Here is a 15222-nt window from a genome sequence, read left to right on the forward strand (position 1 = left end):
CGCCGGCCTCGGCGAGAGAGGAGCACCGGTGAGCGGTACCGGACGGCCCCAGGCCGCCCCCGTCGTCGCCGAGGGACTGCGGGTCGGCATCGTCGCGGCCCGCTGGCACCAGGAGATCACCGACCAGCTGGTGGCCCGCGCGGAGCAGGCGGCCAAGGAGTGCGGGGCCGAGTGGGTCACCGTCCGGGTCGCGGGCTCCCTGGAGGTCCCGGTCGTCGCCCAGGCTCTGGCGCGGCGCTGCGACGCGGTCGTCGCCCTCGGCGTGGTCGTCCGCGGCGAGACCGCCCACTTCCAGTACGTCTGCGACTCGGTCACATCCGGACTGACCCGGGTGTCCCTGGACGAGTCGACTCCGGTGGGCAACGGGGTGCTGACATGTGACAACCTTGATCAGGCCGTCGACCGCGCGGGCCTCCCCGGCAGCCATGAGGACAAGGGGTACGAGGCCACGGTCGCGGCTCTCGAGACAGCGATGGTGCTGCGTGACCTGAAGGGATGAGCGATTTGCCGCGCCGTTCAACCAGCCGACCGGCCCGCCGGCCGACCTGCCCCCACCGCCGGACGGGCCGCCGTGCCTGACACGGAGCAGACGCCGCCCCTGCCGATGACCTGGCGTCCGCGCCGGGCCATGATCCTGGCCTACGGGTTCGCCACGGTGATGGTCGTGGGGTCGCTCGTACTGGCCCTGGTGCTCCCGGCGCCGTTCAAGCTGCCCGACCGCATCGGCCTGGTGGCCTTCGGGTGCCTGGTCGGCTTCATCCTCCACCTGCTCGGCCGGCTGCGGGTGGAGGCCGACGACCGCGGCATCACCGTCGTCAACGCCGTGCGCGTCCACCGGTACGAGTGGCCCGAGGTGCTGGGCGTGACCATGCCCGAGGGCGAGCCGTGGCCCAAGCTCGACCTGGCCGACGGGTCCAGCGTCGGCGCCATGGGCATCCAGGGCGCCGAGAAGGCCCGCTCCCGCAAGGCCGTGGCCGAACTCCGCGCCCTCATCCACACCTACGGCGAAGCCCCCGACCGCGGCTGAAGAAGAGGGGGGACATGCCGCAGGCCGGTGACCGGGACGGGGGGCGGGTTCGGGGCGCCTCGGCGGTGGAGTCCAGGCAGGACCTGTCAGGTTTCGGACCCGGGTGACAGGGTGCGCGTGTCGTCCGGGCCGCCGGAGCCCGGTGCGTCGCCGGCTCCGCCGGGAGGCTGGGCGGCGCGGGTGGCGCGGGCGCCCAGTTCGCGCAGATACGCCGACAGCTCGGGCGGCTCGTGCACCTCGAACTCGCAGCCCAGCATGAGCAGGCGCGCCGCCGTCCACTCCAGGGTGTCGGCCGGTCCCCGCAGGCGGCAGCTACGCTCGCCGATCGGTTCGACCTCTCCCGCGGCGGGGCCGAGCCGGCTTCTCACCTGGCCGGCCGGAAGGTGCAAGGTCGCCACCACCTGGTAGGTGGGCGCGAGCGAGTACATCTTGCCGGTGACGAACGCGGCCGCGTCCTGTTCGGGCGGCACACGGGCCGGGACCCGCACGCCGGTCGCCTGCGGCTCGCCGATGCGGTCGACGCGGAAGAAGCGCCAGTCGTCGCGGTCGTTGTCGTACGCCAGCAGATACCAGCGGCGCCCCGCCGCCACCAGGCGGTACGGCTCGGTCAGGCGCCTGGTCTCGGTGCCGTCGCCGGACCGGTAGGCGAAGCGCAGGCGTTCACGGTTGGTGGCGGCCGCGGCGAGCACCACCAGATTCCGCGGGTCGACGGGCGCCTCGCCTCCGGGCGGCATCGTCACGGTCGCCGCGGCGAGCACGCCTGCTCGGTGCCGCAGCCGGGACGGCAGGACCTGCTCCAGCTTGGCCAGAGCACGTACCGACGCCTCCTCGATGCCGGCCACCGGATGCGAGGCCGCGGTGCGCAGGCCCACGGCGATGGCCACCGCCTCCTCGTCGTCCAGCAGCAACGGCGGCATGGCCGTGCCCGCGGCGAGCCGATAGCCGCCCACCGCGCCCATCGCCGCCCGCACCGGATATCCCAGCTCGCGCAGGCGGTCGATGTCGCGGCGGACGGTGCGGCGGCTTACCCCGAGGCGCCCGGCCAACTCGCTCCCCGGCCAGTCGCGCGGACTCTGCAGCAATGACAGCAGATCGAGCAGGCGTGCGGGCATGTCTCCCATGGCCTCCAGCATGCCCGGCCATGTAGGTCAGGATCCGGCCTATATGGCCTCTAGCGTCGATCCCGTCATCGCGGCACATCGGGAGAGAAGCATGAGCACCCACATCCGTCCCTTCCAGATCGACATCGCCCAGGCCGACCTGGACGACCTGCACCACCGGCTGGACCGCACCCGGTGGCCTCGCGAACTGCCCGGCGGCGGATGGACTCGCGGCGTCCCCGTCACCTACCTCCGGGAACTGGCCCGCTACTGGCGCGAGGAGTACGACTGGCGCACGCACGAGGCGCGACTGAACGGGTTCGCGCAGTTCATGACCGAGATCGACGGTCAGGAGATCCATTTCCTGCACGTGCGCTCAGCCGAGCCCGACGCTCTCCCGCTCATCCTCACGCACGGCTGGCCGAACTCCTTCGCGGAGTTCGCCCATCTCATCGGCCGGCTCACCGATCCCCGCGCGCACGGCGGTGATCCCGCCGAAGCGTTCCATGTCGTCGTGCCCTCCCTGCCGGGCTTCGGCTTCTCCGCACCGCCGCGCGGGACAGGATGGACCGCGGCGCGTGTGGCGCGCGTCTGGACGGAGCTGATGCGCCGTCTCGGTTACGAGCGGTACGGCGCGCAGGGCGGAGATTTCGGCGCCTACGTCGCGCCGGAGGTGGCCAAGGCCGCTCCGGACCACGTGGCCGGCGTCTACGTCGTCAGCGGCCTCGGCTTTCCCACCGAGAAGGACCTTCCGGACATGACCGAGGAGGAGCGGGCGGCCTTCGCGTGGTTTCAGCGACAGGACTGGATGAACGGAGTCGACCACCATGCGCTGTTGCGCGCGGCGCCGCAGACCTTCGCCCACGGATGGCACGACTCCCCGATCGCGGCACTGGCCTGGATGACGCAGAAGTTCCATGAGTTCAACGCCTCCGGCAGGCCGCTCGAGCAGGTGATCGACCGCGACCTGTTCCTCACCAACGTGAGCCTGTACTGGTTCACCGGGACGTTCGGGACGTCGGCCTGGCCGTACTACGACAGCACCGGTTTCGGCTGGCCGGAGGGACAGATGGCCGTACCGACCGGCGTCTACAGCGGACCGCCCGGAATCCGCCGGCTCGCCGAACGCCACAACACCATCGTCCACTGGCCGCAGGACAACCCCGGCGGCCACCACTTCATCGCCATGGACCAGCCGGACCACCTCGCCGCCGACCTCCGCGCGTTCTTCGCCAAGGTCCGCTGACCGTCGCGGAACGGCCGCGTCGTCCTCGCCGGGCGCCGCGGCCCAGGCCGGGCACATTCACGAGAGCCACGCGCTGAAGATCTGAAGCGGACGGATACCCCAGGGGAGGGAAGGAGGGCGGGTCAGACGGTGACGGGGGTGAGGGCGCGGTCGAGGGCGCCGCGGCGGTGGAGTCCGGGCAGGACGCCTTCGCCGAACCAGTAGGCCTCCTCCAGGTGCGGGTAGCCCGACAGGACGAACTCGGTGATGCCCAGGGCGGCGTACTCCTCGATGAGACCGGCCACCTCGGCGTGGCTGCCCACCAGCGCGGTGCCCGCGCCGCCGCGCACCAGGCCGACCCCCGCCCACAGGTTCGGGTACACCTCCAGCTCGTGCGGATCGCCGCCGTCACGCCGGTAGCCCTCGTGCAGCGCCAGCATGCGCTTCTGCCCGACCGACTCGCTGCGGGCCAGAGTGCGCTGCGCGGCCGCGATGTCGGCGGGGTCGATGCGCGACAGCAGACGGCCGGCCTCGGCCCACGCCTCCTCAGAGGTGTCCCGGGTGATCACGTGCAGCCGGATGCCGAACCGCAGCGTGCGCCCCTGCTCGGCGGCCAGCCCGCGCACCCAGGCGAGCTTCTCGGCGACCTGGGCGGGCGGCTCGCCCCAGGTGAGGTAGGTCTGCACGTGCCGGGCGGCGACCGCGCCCGCCGCCGGGGAGGATCCGCCGAAGTACAGCTCGGGCACCGGGTCGGGCGCCTCGGCGACCGTGGCGCCCTCCACCTGGTAGTAGGCGCCGGAGAAGTCGTAGGGGACGCCGCTCCACGCCCCGCGCACCACCGACAGGAACTCGTCGGTGCGCGCGTACCGCTCGTCCTTGGACAGGTGGTCGCCGAAGCGGCGCTGCTCGGCGCCCTCGCCGCCGGTCACGATGTTGAGCAGGAGCCGGCCGCCGGAGATGCGCTGGTAGGTGGCGGCCATCTGCGCCGCCAGGGTGGGCGACAGGAAGCCGGGACGGAAGGCGACCAGGAACTTCAGCCGCGTGGTCTGCTGGGTGAGCGCCGCGGTGACCAGCCAGGCGTCCTCGCACCAGGTGCCGGTCGGGGTGAGCACCGCCTCGAACCCGAGCTGCTCGGCCGAGCGGGCGATCTGCCCGAGGTAGTCGACCGACGGGGGCCGGTAGGCGGCCGCGGCGCTGCGGCCGTGGCCGCGCGAGAGCCCGTGGCCCCCGCCGATGATCGCCCTGCTGTCGCCGGAGGTGGGCAGGAACCAGTGGAACTTCAGGGTCATGGCTCAGGCGTCCTTCGTGACGATGTCGTTGAAGCGGCGGTCGGTGTGGTCGGCGAAGGCGACCTTGCCCGGGATCAGCCCCTCGGCGGTGAAGGCGTCGGCCATCTCCTGCTCGGAGGCGATGACGGTGTCGTCGATGGGCACCGGGGTGGTCGTGCGGTTGCCCGCGGCGGCGGTGGTGACCGGGAGCGGCAGGCCCGTCTCCTTCGCCCAGACCTTCGCCCACTCGGCCTGGTGGGTGTTGGCCCAGATCTTGGCGCGTTGCAGCCGGGCGAGGTAGTCGCGGATCGCCCCGGCCTTGGCCTGGTCGGCGAGCGCGGCCCGTCCGGCGACCTGGAAGGCGTAGCCCTCGCCGTCGACCAGCACCTTGGCGGCGTTGCCGATGCGCGCCTGTGAGGTATAGGGGTCCCAGATGGCCCAGGCGTCGACGCGCCCGGAGGTGAAGGCGGCCAGCGCGTCGGCGGGCTGCAGGTAGCTCACCGTGATGTCCTTGAAGGACAGTTCTCCTTCTTGTCGGCAACACCCCGCCGATCTTCCAGCCGACGACGATGACGTCGGGGCGCAGGAACTCGCGCGCGTCGTTGATCATGAAGCCGAGGCCGGCGTCCGCGTTGCCATGCCATGGACCGGGCGGGAGCGGTGCGGGGACGGGGCGGCCGGTGGGTGGTCACCAGGGGGGCGGCCGGTCCGCGCACCGTCTGGGCGTCCAGTGCGGGGGAGGACATGGGAGGACCTCGCAGGATCGTCGCGTGGGGGCGTCCCCTCATGGTTGCCCCCTAAACCTACCAAGTCAATAGGTAATACGCCGGACGGGCCTGTCCGGGCAGGGGCGAGGGGCCCGGGTGGCGCGTAATCTGAGGGGGTGCGGCAAGAGACATCGCGAGTCCGCGAGATCGAGAGCCCCGCCGTGCTGGCCGGCCTGCTCGGCGAGCGGGCGTACCTCGCCGACGAGGGGCTCGCGACCGCGTGCTTCCTCGCGCTGAGAATGGGCCGCCCCCTGTTCCTGGAAGGGGAGGCCGGCGTCGGCAAGACCGAACTGGCCAAGACCCTCGCCGCCGTGCTCGGCGCGCCGCTGATCCGCCTGCAGTGCTACGAGGGCCTCGACGCCGCCCAGGCGCTCTACGACTGGGACTTCGCCCGCCAGCTCCTGCACCTGAAGGCCGCCGAGGCCACCGGCGCGACCGGCGCGGGCGAGGCCGCCCGGCTGGAGGGCGAGCTGTACGACCGGCGCTTCCTGATCGCCCGCCCGCTGCTGCGGGCGCTGGAGACCCGGCCCAGCGTGCTCCTGGTCGACGAGGTCGACCGGGCCGACGACGAGTTCGAGGCGTTCCTGCTGGAGGTGCTGTCCGACTTCACCATCTCCATCCCCGAGCTGGGCACGGTCAGGGCCGAGACGCCGCCCGTCGTGGTCGTCACCTCCAACCGCACCCGCGACGTGCACGACGCGCTCAAGCGCCGGTGCCTGTACCACTGGCTGGAGCACCCGTCCTTCGACCGGGAGGTCGCCATCCTGCTCCGGCGGCTGCCCGACTGCACCGAGACCCTCGCCGGCCAGGTGGCCGCCGCGGCGGGCCGGCTGCGCGGCGCCGGCCTGCTCAAGCCGCCGGGCGTCGCCGAGACCCTCGACTGGACGCAGGCCCTGCTCACCCTCGGCGCCCGCGACCTGGACCCGGGGCTCGCCGCCGCGACGCTGGGCGCGGTGCTGAAGTACCGCGAGGACCAGCAGGCCGCCCTGGCGAACGGCCTGCTGCGCCATGCGTGAGGGCGGCCCCCGCCGCACCGCCGCCGGAGCGCGGCCGGGCGAGGGGGTCGCCGCGACCATGACCGCGAGCATGACGGCGACCATGACGGGGTTCGCCCGCACGCTGCGGGCGGCCGGCGTTCCCGCCGACCACGAGCGCACCCAGGCGTTCCTGCGCGCCGCGGGCCATCTCGGCGCCGGAGATTCGGGGAGCGTCTACTGGGCCGGCCGCCTGACCCTGTGCGCCGGCCCCGACGACCTGCCCCGCTACGACCGGTGCTTCGCCGCCTACTTCGGCGGCGACCGCGCCCGCGCCGGCCGCGCGGCCCCGCCGGCGGTCACCGTCGTCCGGCACGTCGCCGCCGCGGACGGCGCCGGGACGCGCGAGCCCGGCGACCAGGAGGCCCTCGCGGCGACGGCCAGCCCCACCGAGGTCCTCAGACGCCGCGACGTCGCCCGCCTGACCGCCGCCGAGCGCGAGGAGATCAACCGCCTGCTCGCCCTGCTGCGCGCCCGCCGCGAGCAGCGCCGCTCCCGGCGGTTCACCCCGGCCGCCCGCGGCATCCTGGACCCGCGCCGCACGATGCGCGAGACCCTGCGCAGAGGCGGGGAGATCGCCCGCCTGCGCCGCCGCGCGCCGCGCGCGACTCCCCGGCGCGTCGTCCTGCTGGTCGACGTCAGCGGGTCGATGGCCCCCTACGCCGACACGCTGCTGCGCTTCGCCCACGCGCTGGTGCGGTGCGAGCCGCGCGCCACCGAGGTCTTCAGCGTCGGCACCCGGCTCACGCGGGTCACCGGCGAACTGCGCCGGCGCGACGCCGGCGCCGCGATGCTGCGCGTGTCCGAGGCGATCCCCGACTGGAGCGGCGGCACGCGCCTCGGCGAGGAGCTCAAGGAGTTCCTCGACCGGTGGTCCTGCGCCCGGGGCGCGGTCGTGGTCATCGCCTCCGACGGCTGGGAGCGGGGCGACCCCTCGCTGCTCGGCGCCCAGATGGCGCGGCTGTCGCGGCTCGCCCGCCGGGTGGTGTGGGTCAACCCGCACAAGGGCCGGGAGGGCTACCTGCCGCTGACCGGCGGCATGCGCGCGGCGTTGCCGCACGTCGGGGCGTTCGTCGCGGGGCATAGCCTGGCGGCGTTCGAGGAACTGGCGGAAAGGCTGTCGCATGCGTGACGTGCTGTCGCAGATCGTGCGGTGGTGGGAGGCCGGAGAGACCTTCGGCCTGGCGACGGTGGTCGGCACCTTCCGCAGCGCCCCGAGGCCGCCCGGCGCCTCCATGGCCGTCCTCGGCGAGGAGGCCGTCGGCAGCGTGTCCGGCGGCTGCGTGGAGGGCGCGGTGTACGAGCTGGCTCAGGAGGTGACCGCCACCGGCCGCCCGGTGCTGCAGCGGTACGGGGTCAGCGACGACGACGCCTTCTCCGTCGGGCTCACCTGCGGAGGGATCATCGACATCCTCGTCGAGCCGGTGTCGCGCCGGACCTTCCCCGAGCTGGGCGAGATCGCCGCGTCGGTGCGGCGGCACGAGCCGGTCGCGGTCGCCACCGTCATGTCCGGGCCCGGGCGGGTCGGCGCGCGCAGGGTCGCCTGGGACGGCCGGGCGTCGGGGTCGCTCGGGGCCGCCCGGCTGGACGCCGCCGTGGACGACGACGCGCGCGGCATGCTCGCCCAGGGCCTCACCGGCGTGCGCAGGTACGGCCCCGAGGGCGAGCGGCGGCTGGACGACCTGGCGGTGTTCGTCCACTCTTTCGCCCCTCCGCCGCGCATGCTGGTCTTCGGCGCGATCGACTTCGCCGCCGCCGTCGCGCGCCTCGGCAAGTTCCTCGGCTACCACGTCGTGGTCTGCGACGCCCGCCCGGTGTTCGCCACCGCCAAGCGCTTCCCCGAGGCCGACGAGGTCGTGGTGAAGTGGCCGCACGACTACCTGTCCACCGCGCAGGTCGACGAGCGCACCGTCATCTGCGTGCTCACCCACGACCCCAAGTTCGACGTGCCGCTGCTGGAGGTCGCGCTGCGCACCCCCGCCGGTTACGTCGGCGCCATGGGCTCGCGCCGCACCCACGAGGACCGCCTGGAACGGCTGCGCGAGTCGGGGGTGCCCGAGGCCGACCTGGTGCGGCTGCGCTCGCCAATCGGCCTGGACCTCGGCGCCCGCACCCCGGAGGAGACGGCGGTGTCCATCGCCGCCGAGCTGATCCAGCTCCGCTGGGGCGGCTCGGGGCGGGCGCTGACCGAGACCAGCGGCCGCATCCACGGCGCCGACCAGGGGGAGACCGCCACCGGCCCCCGTGAGGAGCGCCCGTGACCCCGGTCGCCGGCCTGCTGCTCGCCGCCGGCGGCGGCAGCCGCTTCGGCGCGCCGAAGGCCCTGGTGGAGTACGCGGGGGAGCGGCTCGCCGACCGCGGCGTGCGGCTGCTGCGCGACGGCGGATGCGACCCGGTGCTGGTGGTGCTGGGCGCGGCGCCCGCAGGGGTCCCCGGCGCGGTCGAGGTGCACAACCCGCACTGGGCCACCGGCATGGGATCGTCCCTGCGCGCCGGGCTGGCGGCGGTGCCCGGCGAGGCCGGGGCGGTGGTGGTGGCCCTGGCCGACCAGCCGCTGATCCGCCCGGAGGCCGTGCGCCGCCTGGTCGCCGCCTTCCGGGCCGGCGCGACGGTCGCGGTGGCCGCCTACGGCGGCGCGCCGCGCAACCCGGTGCTGATCGCGCGCGAGCACTTCGCCGAGGTCGGGGCGCTCGCCGAGGGCGACGTCGGCGCCCGGCCGTTCCTGCGGGCCCATCCTGAGCTGGTGATGCCGGTGCCCTGCGACGACGCCGGCGACCCCGCGGACGTCGACACCCCGGGCGATCTGGACGCGCTCGGCGCCCGCGACGGCTGATCCGGCGCGACCTGCGCCTTTCCCGGCCACCGGCGCGGGCAGTACGATCATGCCATCGGCGGAGAGGAGACGGGTGATGGTGGACGAGCAGCGTCCTTCCAAAGAGCTGGACGTGGGCCGCCCGAACGTCGCCCGGATGTACGACTACTACCTCGGCGGCAAGAACCACTTCCCCGCCGACCGCGCCGCCGCCGAGAAGGTGATCGAGATCTCGCAGGGGAAGGTGCGGGAGGCGGTGCGCGAGAACCGCGACTTCCTCGGCAGGGCCGTCAGGTTCCTGGCCCGCGAGGTCGGGGTGCGCGGCTTCCTCGACCTCGGCGCCGGCCTGCCCACCCAGAACAACGTGCACGAGGTGGCGCTGGCCGCCGCTCCGGACGCCCAGGTCGTCTACGTCGACAACGACCCCGTCGTGGCCACCCACGGCAGGGCGCTGCTCGCCACCAACCCGCGGGTGTCCTTCCTGGAGGCCGACCTGCGTCGCCCCGACGAGATCTTCTCGGCGCTGCCCGCCACCTTCGCCCTCGACCGCCCGGTCGGCGTGCTCATGGTGTCGTGCCTGCACTTCGTCCCCGACCAGGAGGACCCCTGGGGCCTGGTCGCCGCCTACGCCCGGGCGCTGCCGAGCGGCAGCCACATCGTGATCTCGCATCTCGGCTCCGACGCGTTCCCCTCGGAGATGGCCGAGGGTCGCAAGGTCTACGGCGCGGCCAACGCCATCCTGGAGGCCCGGCCGCGCGCGTCCATCCTGCGGCTGTTCGACGGGCTGCAGGTCATCGACCCCGGCGTCGTCCCGCTCAACGAGTGGCGGCCGTCCCCGGACGCCCTGCCGCTGGGCGGGGGGTTCCTGCCGGTGCTGGGCGGCGTCGGCCGCGTCCCCTAGCGTCAACCTGGCGTCCCCTGGCGTCCGTTGGTCACATCCCCTCGCGCTCTGGTGTGCCCTGACGTCCCTGGGGTCCTCGGCGTGCCGTGGCCGCTTCCGGCCACGCCGCTGTTGGCCTTGGCCGTCGAAATAGGGGAACATCCTTCTGTTACCCACGAGTAGGAGGACCGGGATGCGCATCGGCATGGCACTGAACTACGCCGGGGGGTTCAAGGAGACCGTCGCCGAGCTGGCCGACTACGAGAGCGCCGGGCTCGACATCGTCTTCGTCGCCGAGGCCTACAGCTTCGACGCCGTGAGCCAGATGGGCTACATCGCCGCGAGAACCGAACGACTGCAGATCGCCTCCGGCATCCTGCCCATCTACTCGCGCACGCCCACGCTGCTCGCCATGACGGCGGCCGGCATGGACTACGTCTCCGACGGCCGTTTCGTGCTCGGCCTCGGCGCCTCGGGCCCGCAGGTGATCGAGGGCTTCCACGGCGTGCCCTACACCGCGCCGCTGGCCCGCACGCGCGAGGTGATCGAGATCTGCCGCAAGGTGTGGCGGCGCGAGAGGCTGACCTACGAGGGCCGCCACTACACCCTGCCGCTCCCCGCCGGGCAGGGCACCGGCCTGGGCAAACCGCTCAAGCTGATCAACCACCCGGTCCGGCCGCGCATCCCGATCGTGGTGGCGGCCATCGGCCCGAAGAACGTCGAGCTGACCGCCGAGCTGGCCGAGGGCTGGGAGCCGATCTTCTACGTCCCCGAGAAGGCCGCCGGCGTGTGGGGCGCGTCCCTGGCGGCGGGCAAGGCCAGACGCGACCCCGAACTGGGGGAGCTGGACGTCATCGCCCAGGCCACCCTGGCGATCGGCGACGACGTCTCGGGCTACCTGGAGTTCGGCAGGCCGATGGCGGCGCTCTACATCGGCGGCATGGGCGCCAAGGGCAAGAACTTCTACAACGACCTGGCGCGGCGCTACGGCTACGAGCGGGAGGCCGAGCGCATCCAGGACCTCTACCTCGAAGGCAAGAAGGACGAGGCCGCGGCCCAGGTGCCGATGGAACTGCTGGAGAAGATGTCGCTGGTCGGCCCCGAGGGCTTCGTCCGCGACCGCGTCGCGGCCCTGCGGGAGTCGGGGGTCACCACCATCAACGTCAACCCGATCGCGGGGTCGCACAAGGAGCGCCTGGCGCTGATCGAGAAGATCAGGGAGCTGGCGGGCTGACCTGTCTCGCGGCGCGTCGCGCGGCGGCGTCGTCCGGTCCCAGTCCCAGGCCGGAGGCGCCCGCGCGGCCGTCCCCTTCGCTCCGGGCCTCAACATGCGCACGGCTGCATATAACGCTCTGTAGCTGTTTGACAGGTAAACAGGTCTCTAATACAAATAGTTGGTAAAAGCTGAAAACTGGGGGCCTGTAGTGGTGGTGCAGGGGGACACCCGGGCGGACGCGCATGGCGAGTCGGGGGGCCGCCGGACCTACACTCATCGCGAGATCCTCAAGGTCATGTCCGGGCTGCTCATCGCCCTGATGACCTCGATGATCTCGACGTCTTTGGTCGGCAACGCGCTGCCCACCATCGTGGGCGAGTTCCGCGCGCAGGACGAGCTCGCCTGGGTCGCGAGCGCGCCGCTGCTGACGATGACCGCCTCCACGCCGCTGTGGGGCAGGCTGTCAGACCTGTTCGGGCGCAAGCGCATGTTCCAGCTCGCCCTGGTGGTGTTCATCGCCGCCTCCCTGCTGGCGGGCGCGTCGCAGAGCGTCGGCATGCTCGTCAGCGCCCGCGCCCTGCAGGGCATCGGCACCGGCGGCCTGTCGGCGCTGACCCAGGTGATCCTCGGCGACGTGGTGCTTCCGCGCGAGCGGGGCCGCTACTCCGGCTACATCGGCGCGGTCTTCGGCGTCTCCACGGTCGGCGGCCCGCTGCTCGGCGGGTTCATCGTGGACGCCCCGTGGCTCGGCTGGCGCTGGTGCTTCTACATCTGCGTCCCCTTCGCCCTGGTGGCCTTCGCCGTCATCCAGCGGGTGCTGCGCCACGACCGCGACCCCCGCGACGCCCGCGTCGACTGGTGGGGCGCCTTCGCCATCACCGGCGGGGCCAGCGCGCTGATGCTGCTGCTGTCGTTCGGCGGCGACGAGTTCGCGTGGAACTCCGGCTGGAGCTTCGGCCTGGGCGCCCTCGCGGCGGTGCTGGTCGCCCTGTCGGTCCTCGCCGAGCGCCGCGCCGCCGACCCCATCCTGCCGCCGCGCCTGTTCCGCGACCGCACCTTCGTCCTGGCCGGCGGCGCCTCCCTGCTCGTCGGCCTCGCCCTGTACGGCTCGATGACCTACCTGCCGCAGTACTTCCAGGTCGTCAAGGGCATGAGCCCCACCATGTCCGGCATCATGACCACGCCACTGGTGCTGAGCCTGCTGGTGTCGGCCGTGGCCTCCGGGCGCGTGGTCACCCGCACGGGCCGGTGGAAGATCTTCCCGGTGGCGGGCCTGCTGCTGATCTGCGCCGGCAGCGCTCTGCTGTCGCTGCTGCGCACCGACTCCAGCGGCTGGAGCATCGGCCTGGACACCGCCCTGCTCGGCACCGGGTTCGGCTTCAGCATGCAGATGCTCGTCCTGGCCGCCCAGAACTCCGCGCAGGCGCGCGACATGGCCGTGGCCACCTCCGGCGTCTCCTTCTTCCGTAACCTCGGCGGAGCGGTGGGCGTGGCGGCCCTGGGAGCCCTGCTCACCACCCGGGTCAGGGACGAGATCACGGCCATGGTGGCCTCCGGCCGCGTCCCGGTCCCGGCGGGCGCCGACCTCGGTCTCGGCACCCCCGACGCCATCAGACGGCTGTCCCCGGCCCTGCAGCACATCGTCGTGGAATCCTTCACCGCCGCCATGCAGTCGGTGTTCCTTGCGTGCGTCCCGGCGGCCGTCATCGGCTTCGTCGCGGTGATCTACCTGCGCGAGCTGCCGCTGCGCTCCTCCCGCAACGCCCCGGCGAAGGCCGGCTGACCGTACAGTTCGGGACATGACCATCATGTACGAATCGCGGAGGGCCAGGGTCGCGGCCCTGCTGGCCGAGCGCGGGGTCACCGCCCTGCTGGTCACCCGCGGCGTCAACGTCCGCTACCTCACCGGCCTGGTCAGCTCGAACGCCGCCGTGCTCGTGCGCGCGGACGCCTCCGCGGTCCTCGCGACCGACTCCCGCTACATCGAGACCGCCCGCCGCGACTGCCCCGGCGTCGAGGTCGTCCAGGAGCGCGACGTGGCCGGCGCCCTGGCCTCGATGGCCGACCGGCCGGCCATCGAGGCCCACGACATGTCCGTGGCCCGCTACCGGCGGCTCGGCGGCGACCTGCCGCCGGTCGAGGGCCTGGTGGAGGCCGTGCGCGTCGTGAAGGACGAGCCGGAGATCCAGGCGCTGCGCACCGCGTGCGAGCTGACCGACCGCGCCTTCGCCGACGTGGTCGCCGCGATCGCCCCCGGCATGACCGAACGGCAGGTCGCCCGCGCCCTGGAAGCCCGCATGATGGAGCTCGGAGCCGACAAACCCGCCTTCGACACCATCGTGGCGAGCGGGCCGAACGGCGCCGTCCCCCACCACAGCCCCGGCGAGCGCCCCATCGAGCGCGGCGACCTGGTCACCATCGACTTCGGCGCCCTGTACGGCGGCTACCACGCCGACATGACCAGGACCGTCGCCGTCGGCCCGGTGGCCGGGTGGCAGCGAGAGCTGTACGACCTGGTCAGGGCGGCGCAACGCGCCGGGCGGCACGCGCTCGCGCCGGGAGCGGCCGCGGCCGAGGTGGACGCCGCCGCGCGCGAGGTGATCGACGCCGCCGGGCACGCCGCGCACTTCGGCCACGGTCTCGGGCACGGCGTGGGCCTGGAGATCCACGAGGACCCGTTCCTGCGTCCCGCCGGTGCCGGTAGACTTGACGATCGGGTTCCGATCACCGTCGAGCCCGGCGTCTACCTGCCAGGCAGGGGCGGCGTCCGCATCGAGGACACCCTCGTGACGCGCGCCGGCGGCCCGGAGCTCCTCACCCGCACCACCAAGGAGCTGCTGGTCCTGTGAGGCGGAACGGCGCTCAGTGTGACCATGACGACGCAGGAGAGTAACGAGTGGCGACGACCAACGACCTCAAGACCGGCCTGGTGCTCAAGCTCGAAGGCGGCGACCTCTGGAGCGTGGTGGATTTCCAGCACGTCAAGCCCGGCAAGGGCGGCGCCTTCGTCCGCACCAAGCTCAAGAACGTGCTCTCCGGCAAGGTCGTCGACAAGACCTTCAACGCCGGCGTGAAGGTCGAGGTGGCCAACGTCGACAAGCGCGAGATGCAGTTCTCCTACCTCGACGGCGACGACTTCGTCTTCATGGACACCGAGACCTACGACATGCTGAACGTGTCGCGGGCGACCGTCGGTGACGCGGCCAACTACCTGCTGGAGAACACCCTGGCGACGGTGGCCGTCAACGAGGGCAACGTCCTGTACGTCGAGCTCCCGGCGGCCGTCGAGCTGCTCATCGCCCAGACCGAGCCCGGGCTGCAGGGCGACCGCTCGACCGGCGGCACCAAGCCCGCCACGCTCGAGACCGGCGCCGAGATCAAGGTGCCGCTGTTCATCACGACGGGTGAGAAGGTCAAGGTCGACACTCGCACCGGCGAGTACCTCGGCCGGGCCTGAGGTGTCGGCTCGGGGAAAGGCTCGCAGGCGCGCCCTTGACATCCTCTTCGAGGCGGAACTGCGCGACGAGCCGCCGGTCGGCGTGCTCGCCGAACGGGTGGAGCGCGCCGAGCCGCCCGTCAACGAGTACACCGCGACGCTGGTCGAAGGCGTGAGCCGCCACCGCTCGCGCATCGACGAGCTGATCTCGACCTACTCCGAGGGCTGGACCCTCGACCGCATGCCCGCCGTCGACCGCAACCTGCTGCGGGCCGGCACCTACGAGCTGCTGTGGGTCACCGACGTTCCCGAGGCGGTGGTCATCAGCGAGTGGGTGCACCTGGCCTCCGAGCTGTCCACCGACGAGTCGCCGCAGTTCGTCAACGGCCTGCTCGCCCGTTTCAAGCAGCTCAAGCCGTCTCTCGCCCTCTGAGGCCGGGCCGTGGCCCGCACGGCG

The 15222-nt window shown here is 73.0% G+C and carries 16 protein-coding genes; 13 read left to right on the top strand and 3 right to left on the bottom strand.

Annotated elements, in window-relative coordinates; genetic code table 11:
* The first annotated feature begins 28 nt into the window (after positions 1–28).
* Together ribH and ABZT47_RS31555 are read left to right on the top strand one after the other, a co-directional pair.
* Positions 29–499 carry a 6,7-dimethyl-8-ribityllumazine synthase gene (gene ribH / locus ABZT47_RS31550; RefSeq protein WP_354850221.1) on the top strand — a complete coding sequence of 157 codons (471 nt, stop codon included), beginning with the start codon at positions 29–31 and terminating at the stop codon, positions 497–499.
* Positions 500–571: 72 nt separating this feature from the next.
* Positions 572–1027 (top strand): PH domain-containing protein, encoded by a 456-nt coding sequence (locus ABZT47_RS31555; RefSeq protein ID WP_354850224.1) that lies wholly within the window; start codon positions 572–574, stop codon positions 1025–1027.
* An 86-nt stretch (positions 1028–1113) separates the two neighbouring features.
* On the opposite strand, the gene ABZT47_RS31560 is transcribed toward ABZT47_RS31555, so the two are convergent.
* Entirely contained in the window at positions 1114–2148 is a 1035-nt protein-coding gene (locus ABZT47_RS31560) for a YafY family protein (RefSeq protein ID WP_354850226.1), read from the bottom strand.
* A 91-nt stretch (positions 2149–2239) separates the two neighbouring features.
* Here ABZT47_RS31560 and ABZT47_RS31565 point away from each other — a divergent pair, with 91 nt between their 5' ends.
* Positions 2240–3373, top strand: coding sequence for an epoxide hydrolase (locus ABZT47_RS31565; RefSeq protein ID WP_354850229.1), 1134 nt, complete (start codon positions 2240–2242; stop codon positions 3371–3373).
* Between the two features lie 122 nt (positions 3374–3495).
* Here the strand turns inward: ABZT47_RS31565 and ABZT47_RS31570 are convergent, their stop codons facing one another.
* Both ABZT47_RS31570 and ABZT47_RS31575 read right to left on the bottom strand, forming a co-directional pair.
* Entirely contained in the window at positions 3496–4641 is a 1146-nt protein-coding gene (locus ABZT47_RS31570) for an LLM class flavin-dependent oxidoreductase (protein WP_354850231.1), read from the bottom strand.
* Between the two features lie 3 nt (positions 4642–4644).
* Positions 4645–5121, bottom strand: coding sequence for a hypothetical protein (locus ABZT47_RS31575; RefSeq protein WP_354850234.1), 477 nt, complete (start codon positions 5119–5121; stop codon positions 4645–4647).
* Positions 5122–5533: 412 nt separating this feature from the next.
* Between ABZT47_RS31575 and ABZT47_RS31580 the strand changes: the two genes are divergently transcribed.
* From ABZT47_RS31580 to nusB, 10 genes are all read left to right on the top strand, one after another.
* Positions 5534–6403, top strand: coding sequence for a MoxR family ATPase (locus tag ABZT47_RS31580; protein WP_354850376.1), 870 nt, complete (start codon positions 5534–5536; stop codon positions 6401–6403).
* Positions 6396–7553, top strand: coding sequence for a VWA domain-containing protein (locus ABZT47_RS31585; RefSeq protein WP_354850237.1), 1158 nt, complete (start codon positions 6396–6398; stop codon positions 7551–7553). Before ABZT47_RS31580 ends, ABZT47_RS31585 begins: the two co-directional genes overlap by 8 nt.
* Positions 7546–8682: an XdhC/CoxI family protein gene (locus tag ABZT47_RS31590; protein ID WP_354850240.1), complete on the top strand. Its 1137-nt coding sequence runs from the start codon at positions 7546–7548 to the stop codon at positions 8680–8682. Before ABZT47_RS31585 ends, ABZT47_RS31590 begins: the two co-directional genes overlap by 8 nt.
* Positions 8679–9254, top strand: coding sequence for a nucleotidyltransferase family protein (locus ABZT47_RS31595; RefSeq protein WP_354850242.1), 576 nt, complete (start codon positions 8679–8681; stop codon positions 9252–9254). Before ABZT47_RS31590 ends, ABZT47_RS31595 begins: the two co-directional genes overlap by 4 nt.
* A gap of 76 nt (positions 9255–9330) precedes the next feature.
* A complete protein-coding gene (locus ABZT47_RS31600; protein WP_354850244.1) occupies positions 9331–10134 on the top strand; it encodes an SAM-dependent methyltransferase in 804 nt (267 codons plus the stop codon).
* A gap of 172 nt (positions 10135–10306) precedes the next feature.
* On the top strand, positions 10307–11347 hold the full coding sequence (locus ABZT47_RS31605; protein WP_354850247.1) for an LLM class F420-dependent oxidoreductase: 1041 nt from the start codon (positions 10307–10309) through the stop codon (positions 11345–11347).
* 196 nt (positions 11348–11543) lie between these two features.
* Complete coding sequence (locus ABZT47_RS31610; RefSeq protein ID WP_354850379.1) at positions 11544–13112, top strand: MDR family MFS transporter; 1569 nt, start codon at positions 11544–11546, stop codon at positions 13110–13112.
* A gap of 16 nt (positions 13113–13128) precedes the next feature.
* Positions 13129–14178, top strand: coding sequence for a Xaa-Pro peptidase family protein (locus tag ABZT47_RS31615; RefSeq protein WP_354850249.1), 1050 nt, complete (start codon positions 13129–13131; stop codon positions 14176–14178).
* A gap of 47 nt (positions 14179–14225) precedes the next feature.
* Complete coding sequence (efp, locus tag ABZT47_RS31620; protein ID WP_354850252.1) at positions 14226–14786, top strand: elongation factor P; 561 nt, start codon at positions 14226–14228, stop codon at positions 14784–14786.
* A 1-nt stretch (position 14787) separates the two neighbouring features.
* A complete protein-coding gene (gene nusB / locus ABZT47_RS31625) occupies positions 14788–15198 on the top strand; it encodes a transcription antitermination factor NusB (protein WP_354850255.1) in 411 nt (136 codons plus the stop codon).
* Positions 15199–15222: the final 24 nt, after the last annotated feature.

Origin of the sequence: Sphaerisporangium sp. NPDC005289, from assembly GCF_040607455.1 — a bacterium.
In the GTDB taxonomy this organism is placed as follows: Bacteria; Actinomycetota; Actinomycetes; order Streptosporangiales; family Streptosporangiaceae; genus Sphaerisporangium; species Sphaerisporangium rhizosphaerae.

What these genes read in the sequence shown, in the direction of transcription:
- ABZT47_RS31560 (WP_354850226.1), bottom strand. Translation starts at nt 2,148, where the DNA reads ATGGGAGACATGCCCGCACGCCTGCTCGATCTGCTGTCATTGCTGCAG.
- ABZT47_RS31565 (WP_354850229.1), top strand. Translation starts at nt 2,240, where the DNA reads ATGAGCACCCACATCCGTCCCTTCCAGATCGACATCGCCCAGGCCGAC.
- ABZT47_RS31570 (WP_354850231.1), bottom strand. Translation starts at nt 4,641, where the DNA reads ATGACCCTGAAGTTCCACTGGTTCCTGCCCACCTCCGGCGACAGCAGG.
- ABZT47_RS31585 (WP_354850237.1), top strand. Translation starts at nt 6,396, where the DNA reads ATGCGTGAGGGCGGCCCCCGCCGCACCGCCGCCGGAGCGCGGCCGGGC.
- ABZT47_RS31590 (WP_354850240.1), top strand. Translation starts at nt 7,546, where the DNA reads ATGCGTGACGTGCTGTCGCAGATCGTGCGGTGGTGGGAGGCCGGAGAG.
- ABZT47_RS31600 (WP_354850244.1), top strand. Translation starts at nt 9,331, where the DNA reads ATGGTGGACGAGCAGCGTCCTTCCAAAGAGCTGGACGTGGGCCGCCCG.
- ABZT47_RS31605 (WP_354850247.1), top strand. Translation starts at nt 10,307, where the DNA reads ATGCGCATCGGCATGGCACTGAACTACGCCGGGGGGTTCAAGGAGACC.
- ABZT47_RS31615 (WP_354850249.1), top strand. Translation starts at nt 13,129, where the DNA reads ATGACCATCATGTACGAATCGCGGAGGGCCAGGGTCGCGGCCCTGCTG.